Origin of the sequence: Pelotomaculum schinkii, assembly GCF_004369205.1 — a bacterium.
Taxonomy (GTDB): domain Bacteria; phylum Bacillota; class Desulfotomaculia; order Desulfotomaculales; family Pelotomaculaceae; genus Pelotomaculum_C; species Pelotomaculum_C schinkii.
Window position 1 is genome coordinate 977,668 of sequence record NZ_QFGA01000002.1, and the last position, 25,458, is coordinate 1,003,125.

The 25,458-nt window shown below is 45.9% G+C and carries 22 protein-coding genes and 1 riboswitch; of the genes, 7 read left to right on the forward strand and 15 right to left on the reverse strand.

What is annotated here, in order from left to right:
- Positions 1-145: 145 nt before the first annotated feature.
- Together Psch_RS15470 and Psch_RS21460 are read right to left on the reverse strand one after the other, a co-directional pair.
- Positions 146-469: an AzlD domain-containing protein gene (locus Psch_RS15470; protein WP_190258713.1), complete on the reverse strand. Its 324-nt coding sequence runs from the start codon at positions 467-469 to the stop codon at positions 146-148.
- Positions 459-584: a hypothetical protein gene (locus Psch_RS21460; protein WP_282432472.1), complete on the reverse strand. Its 126-nt coding sequence runs from the start codon at positions 582-584 to the stop codon at positions 459-461. Before Psch_RS21460 ends, Psch_RS15470 begins: the two co-directional genes overlap by 11 nt.
- Before the next feature lie 287 nt (positions 585-871).
- Here Psch_RS21460 and Psch_RS15475 point away from each other — a divergent pair, with 287 nt between their 5' ends.
- Positions 872-2,149 (forward strand): Bcr/CflA family efflux MFS transporter, encoded by a 1,278-nt coding sequence (locus tag Psch_RS15475; RefSeq protein ID WP_190258714.1) that lies wholly within the window; start codon positions 872-874, stop codon positions 2,147-2,149.
- 86 nt (positions 2,150-2,235) lie between these two features.
- On the opposite strand, the gene Psch_RS15480 is transcribed toward Psch_RS15475, so the two are convergent.
- The 3 genes from Psch_RS15480 to Psch_RS15490 form a co-directional block, all read right to left on the reverse strand.
- Positions 2,236-2,685, reverse strand: a complete 450-nt coding sequence (locus tag Psch_RS15480; protein ID WP_190258715.1) for a VOC family protein — start codon at positions 2,683-2,685, stop codon at positions 2,236-2,238.
- Positions 2,686-3,084: 399 nt separating this feature from the next.
- Positions 3,085-3,534, reverse strand: coding sequence for a hypothetical protein (locus tag Psch_RS15485; RefSeq protein ID WP_190258716.1), 450 nt, complete (start codon positions 3,532-3,534; stop codon positions 3,085-3,087).
- A gap of 62 nt (positions 3,535-3,596) precedes the next feature.
- Positions 3,597-5,012, reverse strand: a complete 1,416-nt coding sequence (locus Psch_RS15490; RefSeq protein ID WP_190258717.1) for a sodium:solute symporter family protein — start codon at positions 5,010-5,012, stop codon at positions 3,597-3,599.
- Positions 5,013-5,451: 439 nt separating this feature from the next.
- Between Psch_RS15490 and Psch_RS15495 the strand changes: the two genes are divergently transcribed.
- Complete coding sequence (locus tag Psch_RS15495) at positions 5,452-6,414, forward strand: LysR substrate-binding domain-containing protein (RefSeq protein ID WP_190258718.1); 963 nt, start codon at positions 5,452-5,454, stop codon at positions 6,412-6,414.
- A gap of 544 nt (positions 6,415-6,958) precedes the next feature.
- Here the strand turns inward: Psch_RS15495 and Psch_RS15500 are convergent.
- The 8 genes from Psch_RS15500 to Psch_RS15535 form a co-directional block, all read right to left on the reverse strand.
- On the reverse strand, positions 6,959-8,200 hold the full coding sequence (locus Psch_RS15500; protein ID WP_190258719.1) for an MFS transporter: 1,242 nt from the start codon (positions 8,198-8,200) through the stop codon (positions 6,959-6,961).
- 72 nt (positions 8,201-8,272) lie between these two features.
- Positions 8,273-8,926 (reverse strand): hypothetical protein, encoded by a 654-nt coding sequence (locus Psch_RS15505; protein WP_190258720.1) that lies wholly within the window; start codon positions 8,924-8,926, stop codon positions 8,273-8,275.
- 217 nt (positions 8,927-9,143) lie between these two features.
- Positions 9,144-10,958, reverse strand: coding sequence for a thiamine pyrophosphate-binding protein (locus tag Psch_RS15510; protein WP_190258721.1), 1,815 nt, complete (start codon positions 10,956-10,958; stop codon positions 9,144-9,146).
- Positions 10,959-11,223: 265 nt separating this feature from the next.
- Positions 11,224-12,222 (reverse strand): xanthine dehydrogenase family protein molybdopterin-binding subunit, encoded by a 999-nt coding sequence (locus Psch_RS21465; protein ID WP_190258722.1) that lies wholly within the window; start codon positions 12,220-12,222, stop codon positions 11,224-11,226.
- Complete coding sequence (locus Psch_RS21470) at positions 12,215-13,534, reverse strand: xanthine dehydrogenase family protein molybdopterin-binding subunit (RefSeq protein WP_190258723.1); 1,320 nt, start codon at positions 13,532-13,534, stop codon at positions 12,215-12,217. The genes Psch_RS21465 and Psch_RS21470 overlap by 8 nt, the downstream gene beginning before the upstream one ends.
- Positions 13,527-14,027 carry a (2Fe-2S)-binding protein gene (locus Psch_RS15525; protein WP_134219835.1) on the reverse strand — a complete coding sequence of 167 codons (501 nt, stop codon included), beginning with the start codon at positions 14,025-14,027 and terminating at the stop codon, positions 13,527-13,529. The genes Psch_RS21470 and Psch_RS15525 overlap by 8 nt, the downstream gene beginning before the upstream one ends.
- 3 nt (positions 14,028-14,030) lie before the next feature.
- The gene (locus Psch_RS15530; RefSeq protein ID WP_190258724.1) at positions 14,031-14,915 is read right to left on the reverse strand and encodes an FAD binding domain-containing protein; all 885 of its coding nucleotides are present in this window, start codon (positions 14,913-14,915) and stop codon (positions 14,031-14,033) included.
- Between the two features lie 147 nt (positions 14,916-15,062).
- Positions 15,063-15,206 carry a hypothetical protein gene (locus tag Psch_RS15535; RefSeq protein ID WP_190258725.1) on the reverse strand — a complete coding sequence of 48 codons (144 nt, stop codon included), beginning with the start codon at positions 15,204-15,206 and terminating at the stop codon, positions 15,063-15,065.
- Between the two features lie 380 nt (positions 15,207-15,586).
- A riboswitch (TPP riboswitch) is annotated at positions 15,587-15,685 on the forward strand.
- Between the two features lie 182 nt (positions 15,686-15,867).
- Here Psch_RS15535 and Psch_RS15540 point away from each other — a divergent pair.
- From Psch_RS15540 to thiC, 3 genes are all read left to right on the forward strand, one after another.
- The gene (locus tag Psch_RS15540; RefSeq protein WP_134219856.1) at positions 15,868-16,119 is read left to right on the forward strand and encodes a MerR family DNA-binding transcriptional regulator; all 252 of its coding nucleotides are present in this window, start codon (positions 15,868-15,870) and stop codon (positions 16,117-16,119) included.
- Positions 16,103-17,554, forward strand: coding sequence for an IS200/IS605 family accessory protein TnpB-related protein (locus Psch_RS15545; RefSeq protein ID WP_134219857.1), 1,452 nt, complete (start codon positions 16,103-16,105; stop codon positions 17,552-17,554). Before Psch_RS15540 ends, Psch_RS15545 begins: the two co-directional genes overlap by 17 nt.
- A 294-nt stretch (positions 17,555-17,848) precedes the next feature.
- A complete protein-coding gene (gene thiC / locus Psch_RS15550) occupies positions 17,849-19,144 on the forward strand; it encodes a phosphomethylpyrimidine synthase ThiC (RefSeq protein WP_134219858.1) in 1,296 nt (431 codons plus the stop codon).
- 187 nt (positions 19,145-19,331) lie between these two features.
- On the opposite strand, the gene Psch_RS15555 is transcribed toward thiC, so the two are convergent.
- Both Psch_RS15555 and Psch_RS15560 read right to left on the reverse strand, forming a co-directional pair.
- Positions 19,332-19,616 (reverse strand): zinc ribbon domain-containing protein, encoded by a 285-nt coding sequence (locus Psch_RS15555; RefSeq protein ID WP_134219859.1) that lies wholly within the window; start codon positions 19,614-19,616, stop codon positions 19,332-19,334.
- 352 nt (positions 19,617-19,968) lie between these two features.
- Positions 19,969-21,264 (reverse strand): glutamate-5-semialdehyde dehydrogenase, encoded by a 1,296-nt coding sequence (locus tag Psch_RS15560; protein ID WP_134219860.1) that lies wholly within the window; start codon positions 21,262-21,264, stop codon positions 19,969-19,971.
- A 274-nt stretch (positions 21,265-21,538) separates the two neighbouring features.
- Between Psch_RS15560 and malQ the strand changes: the two genes are divergently transcribed.
- Both malQ and treZ read left to right on the forward strand, forming a co-directional pair.
- A complete protein-coding gene (gene malQ, locus Psch_RS15565) occupies positions 21,539-23,599 on the forward strand; it encodes a 4-alpha-glucanotransferase (RefSeq protein ID WP_190258726.1) in 2,061 nt (686 codons plus the stop codon).
- Between the two features lie 4 nt (positions 23,600-23,603).
- Positions 23,604-25,454, forward strand: coding sequence for a malto-oligosyltrehalose trehalohydrolase (treZ, locus tag Psch_RS15570; protein WP_190258727.1), 1,851 nt, complete (start codon positions 23,604-23,606; stop codon positions 25,452-25,454).
- Positions 25,455-25,458 lie beyond the last annotated feature (4 nt).

Consider the following 25,458-nt stretch of genomic DNA (forward strand, 5'->3'; position numbering starts at 1 on the left):
TGATCTATCATCTCCTGGCTGCCGAAAATACTCCATTCAAAACAGCCGCTTCAGAGGGTGGGAGTGAATAGGTTGTAGCGGCCAAAAGCTTCTGCTTGACCCACAGGGTGAAAGCGTTTTAAATGAGATGCGTTCGAATGAACCGTTATCGACTCACATAATGCAGGGATAACATAACAGCCAGGCCCAGACTCATGGTGGCCAGCACGTTGCGGGTTTTATAGGCTGCCAGAGCAGCGGCACAACCAGCCAGTAAGTAATGGTTGTTCAAGCTCAAATCCAGCTTTCCTCCGGGTAACAACAGGACTGGTATAATCAGTGACGTCAACATGGCCGTGGGAACATGCTTTAACCATTTCTCCAGCCACACCGGCACCCCGTTCCGCCGAAAAAGGGCCAAACAAGCAAACCGGGTGAAAAGGGTGGCTATGGCCATGCCGGCAATAATCAAAAAAATCTCACTGCGCATGTTCACTCTCTCCTCCCATCATTCCGCCTACAACAGCGGCCGCCAGGCAGGCAAGAATAATGTACCATTTGCCGGGCAGATACAGGGCGCCCCATACGGCTACCAGCGCAGACACGACACAAACGCAAAAACTTGCCCTGTCGGTTAATTGAGGCAGGGGCCGGTTCTCCTTCTTAATTATAAAGCGACCCCCATCATTTTCGCTTTAAAGTGCCATCCAATAACAAGTGTAAATTAATTTGTTCCTATTCCCTAAAGGTATTCATCCCGGCAATTTACGGACGCCTTTTCTTCTTAATGTGCAATATTTACCGACTGAGTGCTTGAAATTAAATAAAAACAACTATATATTAGAGTAGCCTAATATATATAATTGCTAACTATTCTAAGGTGGAGATAAAAATGCAAAAAACAAGCGCTGAAGTTGATATGAACAAAAGACAAAAATACCTCGGGCAAAAGGGCCTGATAGCGCTTATAACATTCTTAAGCGCCTTTATACCACTGTCTACGGACCTTTATCTTCCCGCCTTACCTGGTATGGCGGTGTATTTTAAAGCCCCTATAAACCTGGTCAACCTCACTTTAATACTATTTTTTATCTTTTTCAGCGCCGGAATGTTATTCTGGGGACCGTTAAGTGATAAGTACGGGCGTAAGCCTGTTTTGCTCACCGGTTTGACTGTATATATATTGGCAAGCTTATTTAGCGCATGTGTTGTAAACGTATACCAACTGATAATATTCCGGGTATTTCAAGCAATTGGCGGTGGAGCTGCCGCTTCTGTTGCAATGGCTATGGTTAAGGATACTTATGATGGTAAAAAGCGGGAATCCATTCTGGCCTTGGTTCAGTCAATGACCATGATATGTCCAATAACCGCCCCGGTTCTAGGAGCGATTCTATTGAAATTCATTTCATGGCGGGGTATATTCTGGACTCTTACCGGTATCGGCATTTTGGCCCTGGCGGGCGCCCTTGCTCTGGAGGAAACTATAGGGAAGCGTTACACCGGAACGATAGGACAGACTATGGGCCGGCTGGGAGTTGTGCTCAAGAATCCTGGCTTTTCTTCCCTGCTCAGTGTGTTTGCTTTGGCCGGTATACCCACATTTGCTTACTTGGCCTCATCATCCTACATCTATATTGATGGATTTGGTCTGAGTGAACAGACATACAGCTACTTTTTTGCCCTGAATGCAGTGTTTTTACTGCTTAGTCCGATGCTATACCTGATTTTGTCCAGGCGATTCAACCGCGGTTCTATCATTATAACCTGTTTTGCAGTGGTAGCCATGAGCGGAGCACTAATTGGCAGCCTGGGTAATCTCGGTCCCTGGCTATTTGCTGTCACCCTGATACCTTCAACCATAGCTTCCAATTGCGTGCGTCCTCCCGGCACCAACCTGATGCTGGAGCAGCAGCAGGAAGATACCGGTTCAGCTTCAGCCCTGATGAGCTGCGTCAGCCTTTTGATGGGCAGTGTCGGGATGCTTCTGATTTCTTATGACTGGAGCAACATCATTTTAGCCCTGGGTATCTTGAATCTCATTGTCGGGCTGACTTGCGGAGTACTCTGGTTGTTGATTTCAAAAAGATCTTTTATTAAACAAGTCCCCCAGATGCAATTGCTGCAGCAACATCAAGCGAAACACAAAACAACGATTGCAGACCAGTAGAACGCATCCTAGATGACCTTGGTATTTAATGGCATTCATCAGCATTTCCACACTGAGTAGCTGTACCCAATAATAAAATTATTAAATTAATTCCAATTTTGCACTTCTACAATGTTCCCTTCGGGATCCCTTGCATAAGCAATAGTCAAAACACCGACACCCGATATTTTTATTTTAGCAATCTCACCTAACATGCTGCCACCGTTTTTTAATAGTTTATCGCAGATCAACCTGATATCCTCGACCAGGAAAGCTATATGGGCAAACCCTGGTTTATTAATAGAAGTTGCCTCATTTCTTTCAATTTGCTTGTTATAGGTAAATATTTCCAAAGTCGGACCATCCACATATCCAGGTAAGCGTAAATGCACACCCCTTACGCGGGCACTTTTTAAGTTTGTAATCTGATCGAACCATGCCCCGCCAAAATCCCGTTCTGGATATACGGGTTCACACCCAAAAACATTAATATAAAACTGAGCTAGCTTTTGCCAATCTTTTGCAACGATATTCGTATGGGCAAACTTTACATCCACGTCAAATCCTCCCTATTAAGTATTTAATCAAAAGATTACAAAAACACTTGATCAATGGTTTGGCATTATTGAAACTTGATTACTCGGCGCCTTGTTGCCAGAGTTGCCAGGTGAAAAAACCTAATAGATATGAAAAAGATGTAACTAAGTATCTAATACATATATTACACTAAAAGGGGCTTAACCTTAAATAGGCAGAAATGTTAATCACCAAAAAAACACACAAGTTCGGTGAAACCCCAATCATGTATACTTAGATGGCTGTGAGCGTCAATAATCCCCACCATGCAGGCCGGGTGGGGATTTAAATAGTCCTATTTAATTATTCGACAGATACTTGCTTTTTTCCTTTGAGGTTTTTTCAGAGACTCTACTAAACCACAACGATTATAGTTTAGTTTACAGACTTAAGACAGATTTCAATAACTCCCTAAAATGAGATCTTGTCAAAATTTCTAAACTCAAAGGTGATTTGGAAATAACTTGTTTCCAAATTCCATCAATATCCCTAATAAAACATATATTGCATTTATTTGTTTTCATTTCGATTTTTCCGGTTGTCCCCACAGCAAACCTTTCTTTTGGTATGAAATCAATTTCATACTCACCTGTTTTCAGCTTAAATATCTTGGATTTATAGTTAACCAAATTTTTTTTATTTATTGTTAAAACCTCATACGACGTTGATATTATTTTTTCTTCAATTAAATCTGAAAGCCAATCTTCAAGACGTTCAAAGAATGCTTTTATTACCAAAGGACATAGTTCTTTAATAGCAATTACCTTTTCTTTTCCTTCTTTCTGCAACTGTTTCTTTTTCCTTAAAAAAATAGCTAAATCATCATCCATCTTATCCATCACCTCTTAAATTCGCTGAAACAAATTTCTTGAAGTTCTAGTTAAAATCTTTATTATAAGCCGTGTGGGCTTGTGGATTCAATTTTGTTACGTTTTGAAAACATACTTATTAGTAAAATTGCCAAGAAGCTGGCTAACAGGCCTACATATAGAGGGTCCAGCCCTTTTGGAAAAGCGAAGTGCCATATTAGGTCCACCAGTGGGCCTATCAGTGCAGCTGCGATTCCAGCCGGCGGCGTTACATGATGGGGGAAGAACGCCGCCCCCAGCAATGGGAAAAGCACAGCGCAACCTCTGAGACCCATGGATAAAAAGCTCCAACCCATTATCATAGACTTTAAACTGCCGGCAACAAAAAAGATTGCAAGAACACTTATAACAAAGATTAATATACGTTGTACTTTCAATACCTCTTGGTCACCAGCATGAACTCGAATAAACCGTTTATAGATATCCTTGGTAAGCATGGTGGAGACACCAAGTGTTAAACCTGCCCAGGTACCTATAATAGCAACTAATAATGTTGCCAAGACTACCCCTGCTAAAAAAGGAGACAGATAATTCATAACAAAGATAGGCAAGACTTGTTCGGATGGTGTATTTGGAAAATTAGCCCGCATAAATAAACCAACCAATATGCCTCCTATACCAAGCGGGGGAATCATAAAAGCAGAAATTAATGCTCCAGTACGGGCTTTAGCAAGGCTCTTGGCGGAAAGAACAGCCTGAATATAAGTTTGGGTAGAGAGTACTCCTACCAGTAGTGAAAACCCCGCCGCAAAATCCTGGTTGAAACTACGGCCAAACAGTGAAAACCAGGGGTATATTGGGAAATGAGCTGTTAACCCGGCCCAACCACCTACCATTTTATAAGCAAATACACCACAGACAATGGTAGCCAGGTAAAGTAAACCCAATTTTGCCACTCCAACTAGTCCCGCACCCCAAACTCCACCGAAAAATACATAAGCTAGTACCAATAACACACTTATCAAGGCAGCCAAGCTCGGATTAATTTGCAACATAGCAGTAAGCAGCGCTACTGCCGAAAGTCCTTGCGCAACAATATTCAGAAAAATACCGGCGGAAGATAAAATACTTGAAATTGGACCAATACGATGGCCATATACACTAACAAGGTACTGGGGCATTGTTTCTATATTTCTATCATATAACTTCCAGGCTAAGCCAAGCCCAAGCACGGCGCAAGCAATACCTCCACCCAGGGTGAACCACCAGGCGCAAAAACCAAAATTGAAAGCCAACTGTGCCGTACCTATAGTAGAGGAACCACCGACCATAGTACCCATAATCGTCCCCGCCACCACTGCCTCATTAACCCGGCCTCCACCAAGGGAAAAATCCTTTGGGGATTTAACCATACTACCGGCGTATATTCCGATTGCGATGATTGCTAAAAGCGTAATTACAATCCCGGCAATGTGACCGGCCGTCAGTAACAAATTCATTCTTTAACCATATCCCTTCCCTGTAATCTAATATTCTTAAAATGCTTGTTGTTAAACTTTTCATAACAACTGCAAACATATTGAACCGGTTTAAAAGATAATTTCATGGATTTTTACCTCTTCTTAAAGAGACGAGTTTAACTTTTGTTCTTAGAAAGTTGAGTTAATAATAATATATCTATGCATATTTTTCTAATGCATGTTATTGAGATGTTTCGGGCTATTTCATAGTTAATATCTATATTTTAATATAACCCATAGTAATTTATATGGTTTATATGGATTAATATGGACGTATTTATAGATAATATCTATGGATAAAACTCTTTATATTCGCTATATGCATGCCCCTTGGTTATTTCAGTTGATTATATGGGCAATATCTATAGATTTTGATATACTTAATTTAGACTGAATTTCATGCTAAAGGGTGAGCAAAATGAATCTTTACCAGCTTTACTATTTCAGAACTCTAGCTAAGCTAGAGCACTACACAAAAGCTGCCGAAAAGCTTTCCTTAACCCAACCCAGTCTTAGTCATGCAATTTCAGCTTTAGAAAGTGAGCTAGGAGTTCCATTATTTAAAAAGCAAGGTCGTAATGTTGTATTAACAAAACATGGGAAGTTATTTTTGCCATATGTGGAAAATGCATTAAGGGAGGTGGAAGAGGGCACTAAAAAAATTAAAGAAATGTCTAGCGATACAAACGGTATAATTAGTATAGGATTTACCTATACAATTAGCTCTCATTTCATACCCAACTTAATCACCAACTTTTTAAAAGTTAATGAGCATAAGAATATAAAAATTTTTTTACATGAAGGCGGGACTACGAAGGAAGACTGTACTTCTGATTTAATCAACGGTTTGAAGGATGAAAAATTCGATCTGATTTTTGTTTCTTTAAAACATAAAGATCTGAACGTAGAGTTTATTCCTATATATGAGCAAGAATTCGTTGCCCTTCTACCATATGATTGTCCTCTTGCTGGTAAATCCACGATTGATTTAGAGGATACAAAACCCTATCAGTTAATACATTACGCAGCAAAAAATGGGTTAAAACAAGAGATTAACCGTCTTTTTTCAATGGTTAATATGGTTCCCGAGGTTTGCTGTGAGGTAGAAGATGAAACCTCTATGGCTGGGTTGGTTGCAGCCAGTATTGGCATAGCCATTGTTCCATATAGCCCGACTTTCAATAGCTTTCATATTAAAATTCGTCCAATTAGTAATCCTTTGGTTACAAGACTGATTTATCTTGGCTATATAAAAAATCGTCACCTAACATTGCCTGTTGAGCGATTCAAAAATTATATTCTTAATAATTGCATGAACAAAAAGTTTCGTGTGAATAGGTTAAACTGGTCTTATTACCCAGATAATGAACAAGTCAAATAACCTGATAGTGTTCGGTTAACTAGTTTGTTATTATAGTAAAGGTGGAGATTTTCCAGCAGTTTATGCAGGAAAATCTCCACCTTAATCTTTACGAACCCTAATTACACATAACATAAATATCAAAATATACTTGCGACGGTTTAAACAGACCCCATCTGCTAATTTTACCACACCCAGTTAGCCACTCACTCTAATAGTGAGATCGGTTTAAGCCAGATGCGGCAGTGCCCTCCTCATTACTTTCCTACTTTAGATTCCCAGGGGGTTAATGCAAAGCAACTGGAGTATTATCCGGCATTTATGAATAATTTCCAAGTTTGCTTTGCATAACGGATACTTTGCATAAGAGGGGGGATGCAAAGCTTAGCATATTCGCCCTGGGTCCCTTTTAGCCAGCCTATCGGATATCTTTATATTATTGTTTTTGGACAACTAAAATATGTTCTCAATTTCACTAATAAGGTTATGTACGGTGAAGTATTCAAGGCTATTTTAGATAGGAAAACTTGGTTGATATTCATTACTTGAACCAACACTTTCTTTCTCATGCAATACTTTCTTTTTCTTGCAACACTTTCTTTTGCATGGTTTCCGGCAAAAGGGCTACGGCTATTAACCCCAATGCAAACACCGCCGGCGTAATTTCCAACCCAACTTTCAAACCATAATACTGCCCTATAAGACCCACTGTAAAAGGAGCTAAAACCGAACCCAATCTTCCTATATTGAAGCAGAATCCTCCAGCCAGTGCACGAAATCTTTCCGGGAACAATTCACCATAATAAGCGCCCATAACGCCAAACACACCACCGAAACCAAAACCGACCACAGCGCCCCACCAAAATAGTACTTCGTTGGGTAATATCAGATACATAATAACGGAGACCATATCAAACAAAAAGCAAATCGCCATAACTTTTTTTCTACCAATTTTATCAGCTAGAGAAGACCACGCTTGATAACCTATAAACATTCCAATGTACATGACAATTGTGAAATTTGCCATTCTCTCAACGCTTAATCCTCTAACTGTCTTTAAATAAGTTGGAACCCATGAACTAACACCCCAGTAACCTCCCATATTGGCTACATTCAACAAGGTTGCCAAAATGGTGATTTTTGCAATCCCTCCTTTGAAAAGAACACCAACGCCAATTTTTTCTTTTACTACGTTTTTTTCAGCATTTAGTTCATCAGTTTCGTCAGCCGGGATTGCAAAATAACAATAAATAGCCACAAGAATCGATGTTGAACCCACCAGGAAAAGAATCCGCCAGTCTACACTTAAAGAAAATCTTCCTAGAATTGCCGCGGCAATTCCTCCGAGTGCAAATGTACTTAACATGAAAGAGTTTGCTCTTGCACGGTATTCTGCATTCCAGTGTTTAGTTAATAGTGCGACTGCAGGCCCCCAGACGCCCCCAATACCAAAACCTGTAAAAAACCTTAATACCATCCAACTACCAAAGTGCGTAATAAAGATAACAGGGAATGTTGCAATTCCAAACCATACTAAACTCAAGATTATGGCGAATTTTCTCCCTTTATTTTCAGCAACTACTCCCAGTACAATACTGCCTACCATGGCGCCGATCATACTTACAGAAGACAATAAGCCCCCTTGGGACAATGAAATCCCAAGTACGTTGATGATGACGGGCATCGCAATGGACAGAATAATCAAGTCATAACTATCATAAAAATAGGAAAGAAATGTAGCCGCTAAAACCTGCCATCTTTGCGGTGTCCCAGATTGACTTTGCGAGACATTTACAGTATCTTGCATTTATATCTTTCCTCCTACTAAATTTTTGTAATAACAGCAGATAAGGAATTTTTCTAAAGAGCCTGGCAATTCTTATCTCTCGTCATTGTAACGTAGAAGTCCTATATTTTGCAGTCCTCTGATAAACTCATCCGGAATAAAGAACTTTAGTCCATAATTGTCCCGGAAAAACCAATCAATGTAAGTGAAAAGTTCTCCTTTACTAATATTCATTTTTTGACAACACCAGGGGTCAAAGTAAGCTGTATAGTTTCTAAACTCAGGATATTCATAGTAACGAAACATTTTTAGCCAATTTTGAGCTGCAAAAGGCCCTAAAATAGCTACATAGCTGTTTTCCGCTGCAGCTTCTTCTGCCGCAGCCGGCAACCATGCAGGAGAAAAAGCCAATTGCAACCGGTACTTTTTCCCCGACCATACTAAAAGATACTCTGCTCCATCTATCGCTTCAGCCACGACTAAGCCGGAAACTTTTTGTTTTAGATAGGCAACCAATTCCTTCAGAAATATACCAGCTGTTTGCTCTTTATCGGCTAGAGCCAGCTTTAAGTTTTTTTTCAGTTGCCTAATGAGATCAGACACCAGAGGCAACACTTCATTATTAAGAGAAATCCCTTCTTCTGTTCGTTCAAGAATTACCATTTCTTCAAGGTTTTTTATTTCCTTTTCCGTCGCCTCCTTACCATGCAAGGAAGCTATATCTTTCAAAAGAGGGGCAGGTATCATGCTCGTCCCGCTTCTCCGGCAGCAAACGACGGCCGATTCAAGAACATTCAGGCAAGGGTAAGGGTTTCGTTTCTTCAGGTAATTTACTAAAGTTATTGCAGAAACCATCATTTTTCTCCTATTTATAATCTTTAAAATTCAATCCACATCCATATGACCTCTGGTTTTTTAAAACGGGACGGTCAGAAAGAATCTAACCGTCCCTGCTTTCACAGACTTAGCGTATTTTAATCTTGCCAAAAGTAGGCAATGCGGGAGGAATAGGAGGCATTTGCCACGTACTGGTAAGAGGAACTGGAATATCCCGGTTAATGATCACATCAATGACAGTGGGCTTCTGGCTCTTGATTGCTGCTTCCACTGCAGGAGCAATGTCTCCGGGATTTTCTACGCGCACGCCTTCGCCACCCATGGACTTAGCCATTGCTGCGAAATCCGGGTTCCAAAGTTCACCATCGTGATATTTTGTGCCTTCATAGGTTTCGAAGTTGGTGCCAATCTGACGTCCGCCAAAGTAGAATCTCTGCAAGTCACGAATTGCGCCGATGGCATAGTTGTTCATAATAATCCAGACAGCAGGTAGATTATATTGAACAGCGGTTGCTACAGCATGAGGCATCATTAAGAAGCCGCCATCACCACAAACATTAATACATGTTGTTTCAGGTCTGGCTAATTTAGCACCGAGAACACCACAAACGCCAAATCCCATAGCAGCAAATCCACCGGCCGTAAAGTGGGTTCCCGGGACTTCAGAACCCCAGAACTCCTCAATCCAAGGCTGGTTGTTTCCTACATCTGAGAACATGATGGCATCCTTCGGTGCAACCTTGCGAATATCGTAAATCAACCGTCTTGGATCAATGGGTTTGTCATCACAAGTTTTAAACGGTGTTACAAAATCATCCCATTGCTTCTTGTATCCATTTAATTCTTTAAACCAAACATCATATTTACCAGGCTCATTAAGTTCCTTAGCTTTTTCAATTAACTGACCAAGAACGGTCTTGATATCACCTACAACTCCCATATCGACCGGATAGTTTCTGGCGATTTCGGAAGCATCAATATCAATCTGGATCAGTTTGGTAGCCGGGATGTTGTAAGCAAAACCAGGCTGCCAGGAAGCAGTATGCAAATCGGAGAACCTGCACCCCAGAACCAGAATTACATCGGCATTGCGGGCAGCTTCAACAGCGGGATAATGCCCCCAGCAACCACAAACGCCTAAATGAAGCGGATGGCTTTCCGCCATAGCGCCCTTACCCATGAGGGAAGTATAGACAGGAATATTCATACATTCTGCAAATTTTAGCAGTTCATCTCTGGCTTCCGATACGTGGACACCGCCTCCAGCCAAAATCAAAGGTCTTTTTGCTTCCTTTAATTTCTTAAGGATGGCTGTAATAACATGAGGTTCTGTACCATGACGCCAGGAAACGGAGTCCGCCCAGTTTTCAGGATCCGGAACTACTGTTTCACCTTCTGTCTGGTAAACATCGTATGGAACTTCCAGATGAACTGGACCAGGTCTGCCGGTTTGCATCAATTTAAACGCCTTCGGAAGAAATGCTGAAATCTGTTTTACAGTAGTAGCCTGATAACTTTGTTTCACATAATTTCTTACTACTGAGGGAAAATCTGCCGGGTGTTGACGATAGGGTTCCTGCAGGGCACCAGTGTCAAATTGATCGGTGGTCACTTCTCCGGTAATCAGCAAAAACGCGGAAGAATCATAATATGCGTTAGCCACGGCACATGTTGAAAGTGCTGGACCAGGTCCAGTTGAAACATAAACGGGAAGCGGCACTTTTGTAAGACGGTAATAAGCATCAGCCATAAATCCCGCTGCCGTTTCTATACGGGGCCAAACTATTTTGATCTGATCTTGTTTGTCATAAAAAGAATCTAAAAGGCCGATCGCCCCATGTCCGGCATATCCAATCATATAAGGAATTTTTTCTTTTAACATATACTCAGCAACGACATCCGCACCTTTGTATTTACCTAATTTGTCCGCGGTGTAAATCATATGACATCCTCCTTTTTTACTAAATCAACATTGCCTTAACTTACCATGGATGCTTTACGTAACTTATTTTCGTCGTTATCTTTTTTACATCATCTCTTTTCAAAGTGAAGCTTCCCTTGGTACGGCTTGCTGTCACTTATAGTCACTACACATTTCGGGTAACACAAAGAGATAGAAATCTCCTAAATCTGCCTAACAAAGCCGGCGTGTTTTACCCTTTATTATCCGTATTATGGCCTGTTTCAGTATTCCGGTGAGAATACTCTTATTTCCCTTTTTCCTCTAATAAACGTAAAATCTTTTCCGGAGTAGCCGGAATTGATTCCACCAAAACACCAACTGCATCATAAATCGCGTTAACAATGGCAGCAGGTTGTGTATTGTTAACCATCTCACCAAGTCCTTTGGCCCCATATGGCCCGTATGGATCATAGCTCTCATGAAACTGTACTTCACTATGTTTGGGCATATCCATAAAAGTCGGTATGATATAGTCAGTATAATTGGATGTTTGCATATCAATGCTCTCCGGGTAATTCGGAGTAAGGTCTTCGAACAGGGCCATACCTATACCCATGATGTCACCGCCATCAACCTGTCCTTGAGCCGACAGACGATTAATTACCGTCCCAATATCATAGCAGGTATATAAATTTTCTACTTTTACAATACCTGTCTCATCGTCAACTTCGACATCTGCAACAGTCGCACCCCATCCCACGGTACGGCTTGGAAGCCCCTTGCCTGTTTCCGGATCGTACGGCGCAACCGGGGGGCGAAAGCCTCCTGCAACAATCAGCGGTACACCACTAGGGTTGGCATCTCCTCCAATGTCTTTCAATGTTACAGCCTGTGAGGGATCGCTTTCTTTAAACACTTTGCCCTTTTCATACTGCACTTCTGAAACATCGCAATGCAGCATACCGGCCCCATAAGACTTTAATAATTCTATGAGTTTTTTTCCCGCATCAATTGTTGCATTTCCTACTGTGTAGGTTGACCGGCTTCCGGCTGCGCCTATACTATAGGAACAAGTGTCCGTGTTCGTATTATCGTGCGTAAAGTTTTCCAGGCCAATTCCCAGAGTTTCTGCGGCAATTTGTATCGTCACCATTTTTAGACCTTGACCCAGATCGGAAATAGTATTGGTAATGTCAATACAACCATCCCTTTTAACCCGCATGGAAACGGTTTCGGCATCCCCTCCACCATTAAAACCTGTGGGATAGAAAACAGATGCTAACCCTCTTCCTTTTTTAATCATTACGGACTCCCCCTTCCCCAGAGTCTTTAGAGCTCATGGCAAGATATTTTTCAGGAAGTTCTACACCTGCCATTTTCGCCACTTTTTGCAGAACTTCGATGCCTGAAACAGCTACAAGTGGATTTTGGGCATGCGCCAGGTCCCCTTCCTTAAATGAATTAACAAAGCGAATATCAAAGGGACTGATCCCGACCGTCCTGGCGAGCTTTTCGGTCTGAAGTTGTTCCGCAAACTGCCCAACATTTACTCCGAACCCCCTCATAGCGCCGCTGGGCATTTTGTTTGTATAAACCAGTGTACCGTCAACCCATACATTCTTGATTTTATTTGGACCCGCTATATAATTCACACTCTTTTCCAAAACATACATCCCCATCTCGGAATACCCACCGCAGTCATGAATAAGTTCTACCTGGCGTACGGTAATGACACCATCTTTACGAATTCCATCCTTATACTTGAAGAACCACGGATTACGAACTGAGCTGTGAAGCATTTCATCTTCACGGGTGAACGCAAATTTCACAGGTCTTCTGGTCTTTAAAGCCAATAAACCCGCGATATGGTCGGTATGAATGCTGAGCATACCGCCGAATCCACCGCCAATGGTACCGCCAACAAGCTTCAATTTGCTCAGTGGAATTTGAAATACATTTGCCAAATCCCACTGGGTAAAAAACAGACCCTGAGATTTTGAATGAATAACAAGTCTGCCTGTGCCGTCAATATATGCAAGTGAACTGCAGGTTTCCAAAGGCGCATGTTCCTGGGATGTCGTCCTATAACTTCCTTCTACAATGAAATCCGCTTCAGCAAAACCCTCTTCAATATTTCCCTTTCTAATTTTTCTGGTCGGATATTTACCATCAAACAGGTAGCGGTTTCCTTCCGGACGTACTAAAGGCGCTCCCTCTTTCATAGCTTCACGCGGATCAACTACAGCAGGAAGCTCTTCTATGTCCAGCTTTATTTTGCTCAACGCTTCCAAAGCGGTAGCTTTGTCATCGGCTGCAACCGCTGCTATATTCTGCCCCTTGAACCTTACCATTTCCTCAGCTAGAACATCCTGATCCGGGTACATGGCAAATTTGTTGTACGGAACATCATCTTTAGTAATAACTGCATGAACACCTTTTACCTTGAGCGCCTCTGAAATATCAATTGAATGAATCCTGGCCCTCTTGTAAGGAGAACGCAATGTTTTGCATATAAGCATTCCAGGCATTTTAACATCGCTCGGGTACACTGTTTTTCCGGTTACATGCCCCATAACATCATATTTAGGAATGCTTTTGCCAACATAATTAAGCATTTATCTCACTTCCTTCCGGGAGGCGGCCGAATTCTCCGCTTACTACAGCCGAAACAGCTTTAACATACTCCTTATATCCACCGCATCTGCAAAGATTTCCACTTAAGGCATCCTTGATTTCCTCTTCCTTTGGAGTCGGATTATCCAATAGGAACGCAACTGTCGCCATTACCATACCAGGCGTGCAATAACCACATTGTGGAGCGCCATATTTGATAAATGCCTGCTGAACCGGGTGAAGTTCGGAGCCATTACTGAGACCCTCAACTGTTACAACTTTTTTCCCTTCTGCCGTAAGCGCCAGAACAGTGCAAGACTTTACCGCTTTTCCATCAAGAATTACCGTACAAGCTCCGCAATCTCCATGGTTACAACCACATTTAGGACTAACCAGATGCAGTTCGTCTCTTAAAACTTCCAGAAGCGTCGATTCAGGCTTTGCAATCGCTTGCATTTTTGTACCGTTCACATATAAATTTAGAATCTCTGACATTGGCTACTCCCCCCTTATTCCTGCTGCCGCTTTGATCGCGCGGGAAACCATTACCGGTGCAGTTTTATTCCGGTACCATGCACTTGCTCTGAGGTCATCGATGGGATTGATTTCATTCAGCACTTTTAAGCTGGCAGTTTTAATTACATCTTCCGTAAGCTTTTTCCCGCGCAGAGCAACTTCAACCCGCTCACAACGAATTACGGTAGGCCCCACAGATCCAACTGCCACGCGCACGGTTTTACATACACTATTCTCCTGCTCCACATAGGCTGCCGCATTAACAACAGAAAGCGTTTCAGCCTGCCTTCTTCCAAGCTTTTTAAAGGAAGCATGTCCTTTTTTCAAATTGATTTCAATCCTTGTAAGAACTTCATCCGGTTTGGCGACAGTCTTTCCCGGCCCTGTGAAAAATTCTGAAGCTTTTACTGTTCTCTCTTTTTTTTCCGACTTTAAAATGAAGTTTGCATCCAGTACTATAAAGGTTGGGATGCTATCATTAGCCGGAGAGGCATTCATAATGTTTCCACCGATCGTTCCAGTATTTCTAATTGTAAGCCCCGCCATTTGACTAATTGTTTCAACCAGAACGGGAAGTTTTTCACAAATAACAGGATTTTTCATTATATCGTTCAGTTTGCAGCAAGCACCTATAGAGATTATTCCGTCCTTTTCAATAATGGAATCTATGCCAAGGCATCCCAAATACATGATTTGCAGGGGCTGTTTTTGTTCGCTTGGGATCATATTCAGTTCAAAATTAAGCCGGGGAACAAAATCCGTTCCCCCTGCCACGAACTTTATTTCGTCCTTCTCGAAATTGGCTCTGTGCATAATCTCAAAAAGCTCTTCAAACGACTGCGGCGCTTCAAACTTGTATTTTCTCATGAAGTATCATCCTCCTCTTATACGCAGCATTTCATCAACAGCAATTCTTGTTACAGCTCAGATAGCAATAATTTATTTTATTACTATATTAAATAACCCCCTTTGTTTTCTTAATGTTATAATATGGATTTCACCGCGACAAATACCTTAAAGCTGGTCAAACAACCGAGGATCTGTAAGCTTCTTTCCGGCTACGATCATTTTCCTCAACGTATCAAGTTTTTCTTTCAGAAAGGTTTGCAACATAAATTCTTCTTGAGAAACACAAAAATAAGCAATAAACTCATTCATTACATCCTTATCCTTCTTAAACAATGGCTTTGTCTTATCATATTAAGTCTGCACCTCTACTTATAATTTTAAAGTATGCATATATACTAGTCTAATTCTTAAAATTTAATATATTAGGACATATCATAGATAACATCTATAGATTGCATTCTTAATCCATTTCTACCAATTAAATGGAAACAATAAATGTAAAATCGTAACCATTTAAGGTTGAATCTTTGCTTTTACGTATAAAATTTGATCCACCGAATAATAAAGCGGCTATAGACTTATTAAACGTTCATTGCATCCACGGAATACCGCTGTAAATACTTGTCATAGACCAGCTGAGTAGCTGTTGACAGTAGTTGTCAGATTTGATATAATTTATATACAATTGAATAATGAGCTAGGGGCGCCTTGTGGCTGAGAGAGAGGAATCTCGACCCTCTGAACCTGATCTGGGTAATACCAGCGTAGGGAAGCAGAAGCTGTTATTTTTGGAGCAGTAGCAGCATATCAGAGGCCTACCCTAACGGGTGGGCTTTTTGTTTGTTAAGTTACTTTCATACAAGGAGGTGTGAAGCAGCTACAGATTAATTAAACAAAAGTAAAAATAAACCAATAAACCATTGACACCGAACAAGTGTTTCTGTTAGGGTGATGGTAAGAGGTGGTGTCAATGGAAAAGCTGTTAACATCTCACCAGCTAGCAAAGTTATTAAATGTATGGCCTCATACGTTGCATTGCTGGGAAAGAGAAGGGAAATTAAAACCACTGCTTACACCTGGCGGCCATAGGCGGTACAAGGAATCACAAATAATGACTTCTAGTTTTTCCGCCAGGATATACGGTAAGCGTGGCTGGAGAGTGGCAAAAAAGCTGACCTGGCTTATTGAGCAGGAGGTGACTGCCTGTGAAAACCACGGTTAGGGGCGTCATTCTCCAGCTCACGGAAGTTCAAAAAACCTTCCTCGACAACCTCATGGGACGCTATTGCGCCGCCGTAAGGTGGGGCTTTAAAAGGCTTTTGGATGGTTGGAAAACCCAGGACATACGCTTGGCCGTACAAAGTAAATTCAACCTAAATTCCCGCCAGGCCAACGACACGGTGCACGATGCCCAGGCAACTATTTCATCACAAAAAGAGCTGGTAAAGCTAAACCATGCCAATGCTACAAAGAAAGTGGAATTCACCCGAAAGCGTCTGGAAAAAGCCAGGTCCCCCAGAAAGAAAGACAACCTGCAAAAGCGACTGGACAAAGAAGAAAGGAAACTGGCATTTTGGCAGAAGCACCTTGATGCCGGCACATTTCCGTCGGTGGTATTCGGCGGGAAGAGACTCTTCCATCAGAGATGCAAAGGCAACATTACCCTTGATACGTGGCAGGACGCCCGGAGCAACCGTTATCTTTCCAGGGGTGATAAGACCAAGGGCGGCAACCTGAACACCCGGCTATATGCCAAAGACGGTATCATCTACCTGGATATAGCAGCAGAGCCGGTCGAGACAAAAAAGTCTATCCGTTACAACCGAATCACAGTCCCGGTCTATCTGGCCTATAAGCCTTCCAAGAAGACAGGGCTGATCAACGGGCTCAACTACCGGCAGATGGTTATAGACTATTTAATAACAGGCAGCGCCTACCAGGTGGAAATTATCCGGAAGAACGGCTGTTATTACATTCACGTCACCATTGAAGAAGAAGCGCCGGTACAATACACAGCCTATAACGGGGTTATCGGAGTGGATACCAACCCCGATGGTCTGGGCATAACCCATGCAGACTACCTAGGGCAATTCAAAGAAAGCCTTTGGATACCGCAGGGAGAATGGACATATGCACGGAGCAACCGGCGGAATAAGCTGATCGGCGAGGCTGCAGCCATGGTGGTAGATTTGGCAAAACGGTTAAACTGCGTCCTCGCCGTAGAGAACCTGGAGTTTAAAAACGACAAGTCCGTAACAGCCAAGTTTAACCGGATAATCAACGGTTTTATGTGGTCGAAATTCCTGCAGGCAGTAGAACGCAAAGCCGCCCGCGAGGGAATACACCTGGCAAAAGTGCCGCCGCCGTTCACCTCGGTCATTGGTATTCTGAAATATCAACAGCAGCACGGGATCTCGAATCATGAGGCGGCAGCTTACGTAATAGCCAGGCGCGGCTTAGGATTCAGTAACGAAAAGATACCTAAACAATTGGAGCAAAAGTACGTCAAGAAAAAAGAGAGCTTCACGTTGTTAACCAACTGGAAGCAGTGGAGCGTAATCAAGAAAGCAGCAATTGCTGCTGTTAAAAAACATACCAAACAGGAGGTGAAAAGCCTGGTTTCCTGGCATCATTACAGGAAACAACTGGTGAGCTAAGGTAAACCCTCTTGGCCATGAAGTTTGCGGTGCGGCACAGTACACGCAGCGAAAGGCTGTTGCCGCAAGTAACGACCAGGCGGTGGGTAACACCCCCTCCGGGCAGTACTGGCCATCCCTGGGCCAGGCGGTGAGCGCAAGGCGAGCCACTCGGAATATGGGCGAAAGTCCATAGCTAAGCAGTTGAATCCTGTGACACTGCCTCCCGTTAGTCGGCGGGAGAGAAATCTAATGAAATCTGGATTATCCTGTATAAATCAGATTTGTTTAGCTTTCAGAAACCAGGTTTAACACTTGAACTATGCGACACAAATGGAAGCAGCCCGTAAGGGAATAATCACGAAGGAGATGGAGGCGGTAGCATATAAGGAGCAGGTGAGTCCAGATGTCCTACGGGAACTGATCGGGCAGGGCCGGGTGGTGATTCCCGCTAATAAAAACCATACATCCCTGGATCCGTGCGGCATTGGCCAGGGCCTTAAGACGAAAATTAATGTCAACCTGGGGGTTTCGAAGGACTGCTGCGATATCGAAGCCGAGTTGGAAAAGGTGAGGTGGGCTATAAAGCTGCAGGCGGACGCCATAATGGATCTGAGCTGTTACGGCAAGACCGGGGAATTCAGGCGGCGGTTGGTTGAGATTTCACCCGCTGCGATTGGCACCGTGCCCATTTACGATGCTGTGGGCTTTTATGAACGGGAACTTAAAAATATTTCCGCCAGGGAGTTCCTGGGAGTAGTGGAGAAACACGCGCGCGACGGGGTGGATTTTATGACTATCCACGCCGGGGTCAACCGGGAGGCTGTGGCCAGGTTAAAGAAAAACCCGAGGCTTACCAACATAGTTTCCAGGGGCGGTTCCCTCCTTTTCGCCTGGATGGCGATGAATGACCAGGAGAATCCTTTTTACGAGTTTTACGACGATCTATTGGATCTATGCCGGCATTATGATGTCACCATCAGTCTGGGTGATGCCTGCCGCCCTGGCAGCCTTAGGGATGCCGTTGATGCCTTACAAATCCAGGAGTTAATCAACATGGGGGAATTGACCAGGCGGGCCTGGGAAAGGGATGTCCAGGTGATGATCGAAGGGCCCGGCCATATGGCCTTAAACGAAATTGTTACGAATATGCTGCTCGAAAAGAAGCTGTGCCACGGCGCCCCATTTTACGTGCTGGGGCCGCTGGTTACCGACATTGCTCCCGGTTATGACCACATTACCAGCGCTATTGGGGGGGCTTTGGCAGCAGCCCATGGTGCGGATTTCCTCTGCTATGTAACTCCGGCTGAACACCTGCGCCTGCCCACTTTGGATGATATGAAGGAGGGCATTATCGCCTCAAGGATTGCTGCTCATGCTGCCGACATTGCCAAAGGGGTGCCAGGGGCCAGGAAATGGGATGACGAGATGAGCGATGCGAGGCGACGCTTGGACTGGACGAGGATGTTTGAACTTGCTTTGGACCCGGAGAAGGCCAGACTTTACCGGTCGGAGTCCATGCCTGAGAACCACGACTCCTGTACCATGTGTGGCAAGATGTGCGCCGTGCGGACAATGAACAAAATAATGGCTGGCGAAAACCCCTTGTGAACCTCTCCCGCTTGTAGAAGTGGGGGCTTCAGGGAGCTTACCGGTAAGAATTTCTGGCAGCAACCTGTTCAGGTAGCCTCATCCACAAAGGATGCTTTCCTTCCTGCCGATTCTCCCGACAACAATGGTACAAACGGCTTTTGCCTCCCATCGGGCCCGGTTCCAGGCTTCTACTACTTTCTACTTCTCACGAAGCAGGCCGTAGATACTTGATGTTTTCGACACTCCAATCCAGTGTGCGAATCTCGCCATATTTGTGCTTGGCGTAGATATTCCTTGCGCCATGCACATCCCGATGGCATATGTACCCGCAATGACACTGATACGTCCTGCCGGAAGGCTTTTTCTTCCGACCACAGACAGGGCATGTCTGCGTAGTGTAACTCTCATCGATCTTGATCAGGTCGATACCAAGAGCAGCCAGCTTATATGTAAGATAAGCCAGCAACAACCCGAATGGCCATTGGCTCATCTTTTGGTTTAATCCGCGACAATGACGTTTCTGCTTAAGATTTTTCTTATTGCGCCTGAACGTGTTCCTTTGCACGCACTCTACGTCACACTTTCATTGTACCACAAAATGCCAGCGATTGAAACATATGTTCCGGGGCGGTAACCGGCATTCATCCCCCACTTTGGAAGTGGGGGTTCTGCCGAAAGATGATAAAAGTATATTACTGGAGAGTGGTTGTACAAGAATGCAAAAGTGTCAGTTTACCAATTGTTGACGTCGAAAAGTGTCAGTGCAACGTCCTTTTGATGTCAACCAATACATATCTAACAGCCGATTATAACAAAAATTTAGCTAACCCCAGGTTATTAATTTATAAAGGGAATTTTTTATCCAATTTGTTATGCTTGAATGTTTTTACTCTGTTAGAGTAATCCGCTACAACATGACCTTTGCCTATTAACTTATATTTATAAATAACCAGCCCTTCCAGACCTACCGGACCCCTGGCATGAATTTTACTTGTGCTTATTCCCACTTCAGCGCCAAAACCGTAGCGGAAACCGTCGCTAAAGCGGGTGGAGCAATTCCAAAAAACATTCCCCGAGTCAACCAGGGCCATGAAGCGAGCCGCATTTTCCTCGCTTTCCGTAATGATGCTGTCAGTGTGGCCGGAGCCGTAATAATTAATATGGTTGATCGCTTCATCAACATCATCTACCACTTTAATCGACAGCTTGTAGTCCAGGTACTCCGTCTTCCAGTCCTGTTCTGTGGCCGGAGCCACAGGAATAATTTTTTGTGTCCTGGGACAGCCGGTTATCACCACCTGTTTTTGTTCTAGAGCATCTTTCAATAAGGGCAGAAATCCGGCGGCAGCCTTTTCATGCACCAGCAGGGTTTCCGTCGCGTTGCATACGGCCACATACTGGGTTTTTGAATCAACCACAATGTTAACCGCCATATCCAGCCCGGCAGCTTCATCGACATAACAGTGACATATGCCGTCCGCATGACCCATTACCGGTATCCTCGAATTATCCATTATATATCTGACAAAATCATTTGAGCCTCTGGGTATAATCAGGTCGATATATTCATCCAGCTTCAACATTTCGCTGACTTCCGCCCTGGTCTCCATAAGCTTGAGCCAGTTGGCGGGGACTCCTGCTTCTTCAGTTGCTTTCGTAATGACGTCTGCCAGGATCCGGTTGGTCGCCATGGCCTCGGAGCCGCCTTTAAGCAGCACACAGTTGCCGCTTTTCAGGCAGAGGGTAGAAATCTGCACCAGGGCATCGGGCCTGGACTCGAAAATCACTCCGATTACCCCAATCGGACAAGTAACTTTATATAATTCCAGACCATCGTCCAGCCCGGTCGAAAGCAGCGTCTTGCCGACAGGATCCTCCAACTTAATCAGGCTGTTGATCCCGTCAACGCCATCCGCTATCTTTGATTGATCGAACTTCAGCCTTTTTAACAGAGGCTCCGGAAGGTTTTCCTTTACGCTCCGCTTCAAATCCTCCTGGTTGGCTTTGACAATTTCGTTCTCGCGTTCAGTTAAAGACCTGGCTATCTGCGCCAAAGCCCTGTTCTTGTGCTCCGCTTCCATTGCAGCCAGCTTAATGGAAGCTTCCTTGACCTGACGGGCTATATCATTGATCCCCATCCTGACCTCTCCTTATAAATAAGTATTGACTGAATTATAACGCAAAAATATAAACATATAAACTAAAAAAACGGTTACCATAAACAAGTTCACCTTCAACTTTCAGTAACGTCGGCAGGTGTTATAAAAATTATTATACAGGGACTACATGCGGGAGATAATATTTTAGGATTAGAGGTAAGAATACAAAAAAGGGATTTGTAAATCCCTGCTAATTCCATAATGCTATTCTAATGGCTTATCGCAATAACTTAAAGCTCGGTAGGGATTGATTATGGTGTCGGGAAAAGAAATTCGCTTGCTTCACCGCCTTTGCCGTTTATACGGAATAGAGACAGGTTACCCGGATATAGATGGACACCGCCGGCTGGCCACGCCGGACTCGCTGCTGGCGGCGCTGCGTGCACTGGGCGCGCCGCTTATGTGCCTGTCCGGTTTGCCGGGGGCGCTCCGTGAAAGAATTCGGGAACAGTGGGACCGTTTAAGTGAACCGGTGGCCGTGTCGTGGGATAAAAAACCGGTTCACCTGGAACTGCGCCTGCCTTTATCATGGCGGGAACACATTGCCGATTGCCGGATGGAGTTGGGAAACGGCGGTGCAGCGCGCTGGGTTTGCCGTCCCGGCGACCTGCAGCTGTTGAAGTCAGCTTCGGTTGAAGGGATGGATTATGAAGTAAGGCGGCTCTCCCTACCCTCCGGGCTTCCCTGGGGCTACCACCGGCTAACGCTGGACCTGCCGGCCCGCCGGCACGAGGTTTTAATTATCTGCGCCCCTCGCCGGGCCTTCACCTTAGCCTCCTCCAGTATGACAGGACACCGCGTATGGGGGTGCTTTCTGCCGCTCTATGCCCTCCACTCCTCCCGAAGTCCGGGCGCCGGGGACTTCACCGATCTGGACGCCCTGCTGAACTGGGTCCGGGATCTGGGAGGAGGTTTTGTAGGTACTCTGCCATTGCTTGCTGCCTTTCTGGACCAGCCCTTCTCACCGAGTCCCTACGAGCCGGTCAGCCGCTTGTTTTGGAACGAGTTTTACATTGATGTTGAACAAACCGAAGAATTTAAAAACAGCCCAAAGGTCCGGGAACTGTTCAATTCCCCGGCAGTTCAGGAGGAATTTGCACGCTTACGGTCTACGCCCCTGGTGGACTACCACCGTACAATGGCAGTTAAACGCAAGCTCCTGGAATACTGCGCTGAGGCCTTTTTTGCCGCAAACTCCGGAGGGCAGGAGGCTCTGCAGCGCTGGTTGACAAAAAACCCCGCAGCCCGTGACTATGCCCGCTTCCGGGCAGCCGCGGAAAAACGCCGCACAGGCTGGACGGATTGGCCCGGCCCGATGCGGGACGGGATCCTGCGGGAGGGGGACTATGACCCCGCGGCTGAGCGCTATCACCTGTATGTGCAGTGGCTGGCTCAACGGCAGCTCCGGGATCTCTCGGCCCGGGCCCGAAGAAACGGACAAAACCTGTATCTTGATTTCCCCCTGGGTGTCCACAGACACGGGTACGATGTCTGGCGCGAGCGCACCGCCTTTGTGCCGGAAGCCAGCGCCGGCGCCCCGCCGGACGCTTTTTTCAGCGGGGGGCAAAACTGGGGGCTGCCTCCCCTGCACCCGGAAAGAATCCGGGTACAGGGTTACCGCTACTACATCGCCGGTCTGCGCAATCATCTCCAGTACTCCGGTATCCTGCGCCTCGATCATATAATGGGCCTGCACCGCCTCTTTTGGGTGCCCGGGGGGCTGCCGGCCGGCGAAGGGGTTTACGTGCGCTACCACGCCGAAGAATTCTACGCCGTCCTGGCCCTGGAATCCCACCGGTACCAGGCGCTGCTGGTGGGCGAGGACCTGGGATTGGTACCCGGCAGTGTCCGTACGGCTATGGCCAGGCATAATGTATATCGCATGTATGTATTGCCCTTTGAATACACCAGGGAACCGCGAAAGCTTCTTCGCGACGCCCCGGCCGGCGCCCTGGCTTCCCTTAATACTCACGACATGCCGCCCTTTGCATCTTTCTGGCTGGACAAAGGGAAAAGACCCTTTGACCGGGCCGCCCTGCCGGTTTTTCTATACCACCGGGGCCGTCTCAAGGTACCCACCAATAATTTAAAGGCAGTTTTTAGGGCCTGCCTGGAGCACCTGGCCGCCAGCCGGGCTGAAGTCCTGCTGGTCAATCTTGAGGATTTATGGCTGGAGACAGAACCACAGAACGTCCCCGGCGCCACTGGCGCCTATCCCAACTGGCGGCGGAAGGCACGGTTGGCCCTGGAGGAGTTTAGCCAAAACCGCGAAGTGCTGGAAGAGCTGCAAAAAATCAATGGCCTGAGGAGATGAAACCATGACCGCTCAGGTTAGTCTGGGAGCCATCTATAAGGGAGACGGCCGCTGCCGGTTTTTAGTATGGGCGCCCCTGGCCGAGCATGTCGCGGTACATATAGTGTCCCCCCAGGAGCGTTTGGCGCCCCTGACGAGGGGTCAACATGGCTATCATCATGGAGAAGTTGCGGGAGTCGAGCCTGGCAGTCTCTACTTCTACCTCCTGGATGGAAAGAAGGAGCGTCCTGATCCGGCGTCGAGGCACCAGCCTCAGGGTGTTCACGGCCCTTCGCAGGTGGTGGACCCTCATGACTTTGCATGGTCGGATCAGCGCTGGGTTGGTTTGGCCCGACAGGATTTGGTATTCTATGAACTTCATGTGGGAACTTTTACCCCGGAGGGCGCCTTTGAGTCCGCTATTCCCCACCTTGAAGGACTGCGTCAACTGGGGGTCACCGCTGTCGAGATCATGCCGGTGGCCCAGTTCCCGGGCAGCCGCAACTGGGGTTACGACGGTGTTTACCCCTTTTCGGCGCAGAACTCATACGGCGGGCCCGAAGGTCTCAAACGGCTGGTGGACAGCTGCCACCGGCACGGACTGGCGGTTTTTCTGGATGTGGTGTACAACCACCTGGGTCCCGAAGGAAATTACCTGAGGGATTTCGGGCCATATTTTACGGACCGTTATCTTACCCCCTGGGGACAGGCGCTTAATTTTGACGGGCCCGGCAGCGATGAAGTACGGCGCTTTTTCATGGAAAATGCGCTTTACTGGCTGACCGAGTTCCACATGGACGGCCTGCGGCTGGACGCCGTCCATGCCATCACCGACAAATCTGCCCTGCCTTTCCTGGAGGAACTGGCTGCGACACTACACCGGACCGGGGATAAACTGGGCCGTCGGGTTTACGTGGTGGCTGAGAGTGACCTGAACGATCCCCGCCTGATCCGGCCCAGGGCTGTTGGGGGGTACGGCCTGGACGGCCAGTGGAGCGACGACTTTCATCACGCCCTGCATGCCCTGTTGACCGGGGAGCACAGCGGTTACTACCGTGACTTTGGGCAGCTTCAGCACCTGGTCCGGGCCTTGCGCCTGGGTTATGTCTACACCGGCCAGTATTCCGCCTACCGGCAGCGGCGGCACGGTCAGCAAGCACATTTTTGCGAGACTTCCCAGTTCGTGGTTTTCACCCAGAATCACGACCAGGTAGGCAACCGCGCCCGGGGAGAAAGGCTGAGCCAACTGGTCTCCTTTAACGGGCTGAAGTTGGCCGCCGGTGTGCTCATCCTCTCTCCCTTTACACCCCTGCTGTTTATGGGCGAGGAGTACGGTGAAACAGCGCCCTTTCAGTATTTCACCAGCCATTCGGACCCGGACCTGGTGGAGGCGGTGCGCAAAGGAAGGCGGGAGGAGTTCGCCTCCTTCGGCTGGGAAAATGGAGTCCCCGACCCCCAGGATAAGGAGACCTTTCTGAGATCCCGGCTCGACCATAGCCTTTGCCGGCAGGGCCGTCACCACGCGCTGCGCCGGTTCTACCAGGAACTTTTCCGGCTGCGCCGGGAACTGCCGGTCCTGTCCGGCCTCAACGGCAATAACATGGAAGCTGATGCCGTTGGCTATGAACCGGTGCTTTTGTTGCGCAGGTGGAGCAGTGACGATGAAATCTGCGCTGTCTTTTCTTTTCATAATAAGGAGACCGCCGTCTCCCTGCCTCTGCCGGCCGGCAACTGGCGCAAGCTTCTGGATTCCGCGGAGGAGCAGTGGCTGGGAGAGGGAAGCAAAGTTCCTGCTGCTCTAACATCTCCGGAAGAGATGTGGATCACCTTGAGTCCCATGGCCTGTCTTTTGTTTGAGCGCATAAAGGAGGCGTAAGCTC

Excerpts from the sequence above, each read along its gene's own strand:
- Psch_RS21465 (WP_190258722.1), bottom strand. The coding sequence starts at position 12,222 with ATGATTAAAAAAGGAAGAGGGTTAGCATCTGTTTTCTATCCCACAGGT.
- Psch_RS15530 (WP_190258724.1), bottom strand. The coding sequence starts at position 14,915 with ATGAGAAAATACAAGTTTGAAGCGCCGCAGTCGTTTGAAGAGCTTTTT.
- Psch_RS15500 (WP_190258719.1), bottom strand. The coding sequence starts at position 8,200 with ATGCAAGATACTGTAAATGTCTCGCAAAGTCAATCTGGGACACCGCAA.
- Psch_RS15490 (WP_190258717.1), bottom strand. The coding sequence starts at position 5,012 with ATGAATTTGTTACTGACGGCCGGTCACATTGCCGGGATTGTAATTACG.
- Psch_RS15495 (WP_190258718.1), top strand. The coding sequence starts at position 5,452 with ATGAATCTTTACCAGCTTTACTATTTCAGAACTCTAGCTAAGCTAGAG.
- Psch_RS15475 (WP_190258714.1), top strand. The coding sequence starts at position 872 with ATGCAAAAAACAAGCGCTGAAGTTGATATGAACAAAAGACAAAAATAC.
- Psch_RS15535 (WP_190258725.1), bottom strand. The coding sequence starts at position 15,206 with ATGAATGAGTTTATTGCTTATTTTTGTGTTTCTCAAGAAGAATTTATG.
- Psch_RS15505 (WP_190258720.1), bottom strand. The coding sequence starts at position 8,926 with ATGATACCTGCCCCTCTTTTGAAAGATATAGCTTCCTTGCATGGTAAG.
- malQ (WP_190258726.1), top strand. The coding sequence starts at position 21,539 with ATGGTGTCGGGAAAAGAAATTCGCTTGCTTCACCGCCTTTGCCGTTTA.
- Psch_RS21470 (WP_190258723.1), bottom strand. The coding sequence starts at position 13,534 with ATGCTTAATTATGTTGGCAAAAGCATTCCTAAATATGATGTTATGGGG.
- Psch_RS15555 (WP_134219859.1), bottom strand. The coding sequence starts at position 19,616 with ATGAGCCAATGGCCATTCGGGTTGTTGCTGGCTTATCTTACATATAAG.
- Psch_RS15510 (WP_190258721.1), bottom strand. The coding sequence starts at position 10,958 with ATGATTTACACCGCGGACAAATTAGGTAAATACAAAGGTGCGGATGTC.
- Psch_RS15540 (WP_134219856.1), top strand. The coding sequence starts at position 15,868 with ATGGAAAAGCTGTTAACATCTCACCAGCTAGCAAAGTTATTAAATGTA.
- treZ (WP_190258727.1), top strand. The coding sequence starts at position 23,604 with ATGACCGCTCAGGTTAGTCTGGGAGCCATCTATAAGGGAGACGGCCGC.
- Psch_RS15560 (WP_134219860.1), bottom strand. The coding sequence starts at position 21,264 with ATGGGGATCAATGATATAGCCCGTCAGGTCAAGGAAGCTTCCATTAAG.
- Psch_RS15525 (WP_134219835.1), bottom strand. The coding sequence starts at position 14,027 with ATGTCAGAGATTCTAAATTTATATGTGAACGGTACAAAAATGCAAGCG.
- Psch_RS15470 (WP_190258713.1), bottom strand. The coding sequence starts at position 469 with ATGCGCAGTGAGATTTTTTTGATTATTGCCGGCATGGCCATAGCCACC.
- Psch_RS15485 (WP_190258716.1), bottom strand. The coding sequence starts at position 3,534 with ATGGATGATGATTTAGCTATTTTTTTAAGGAAAAAGAAACAGTTGCAG.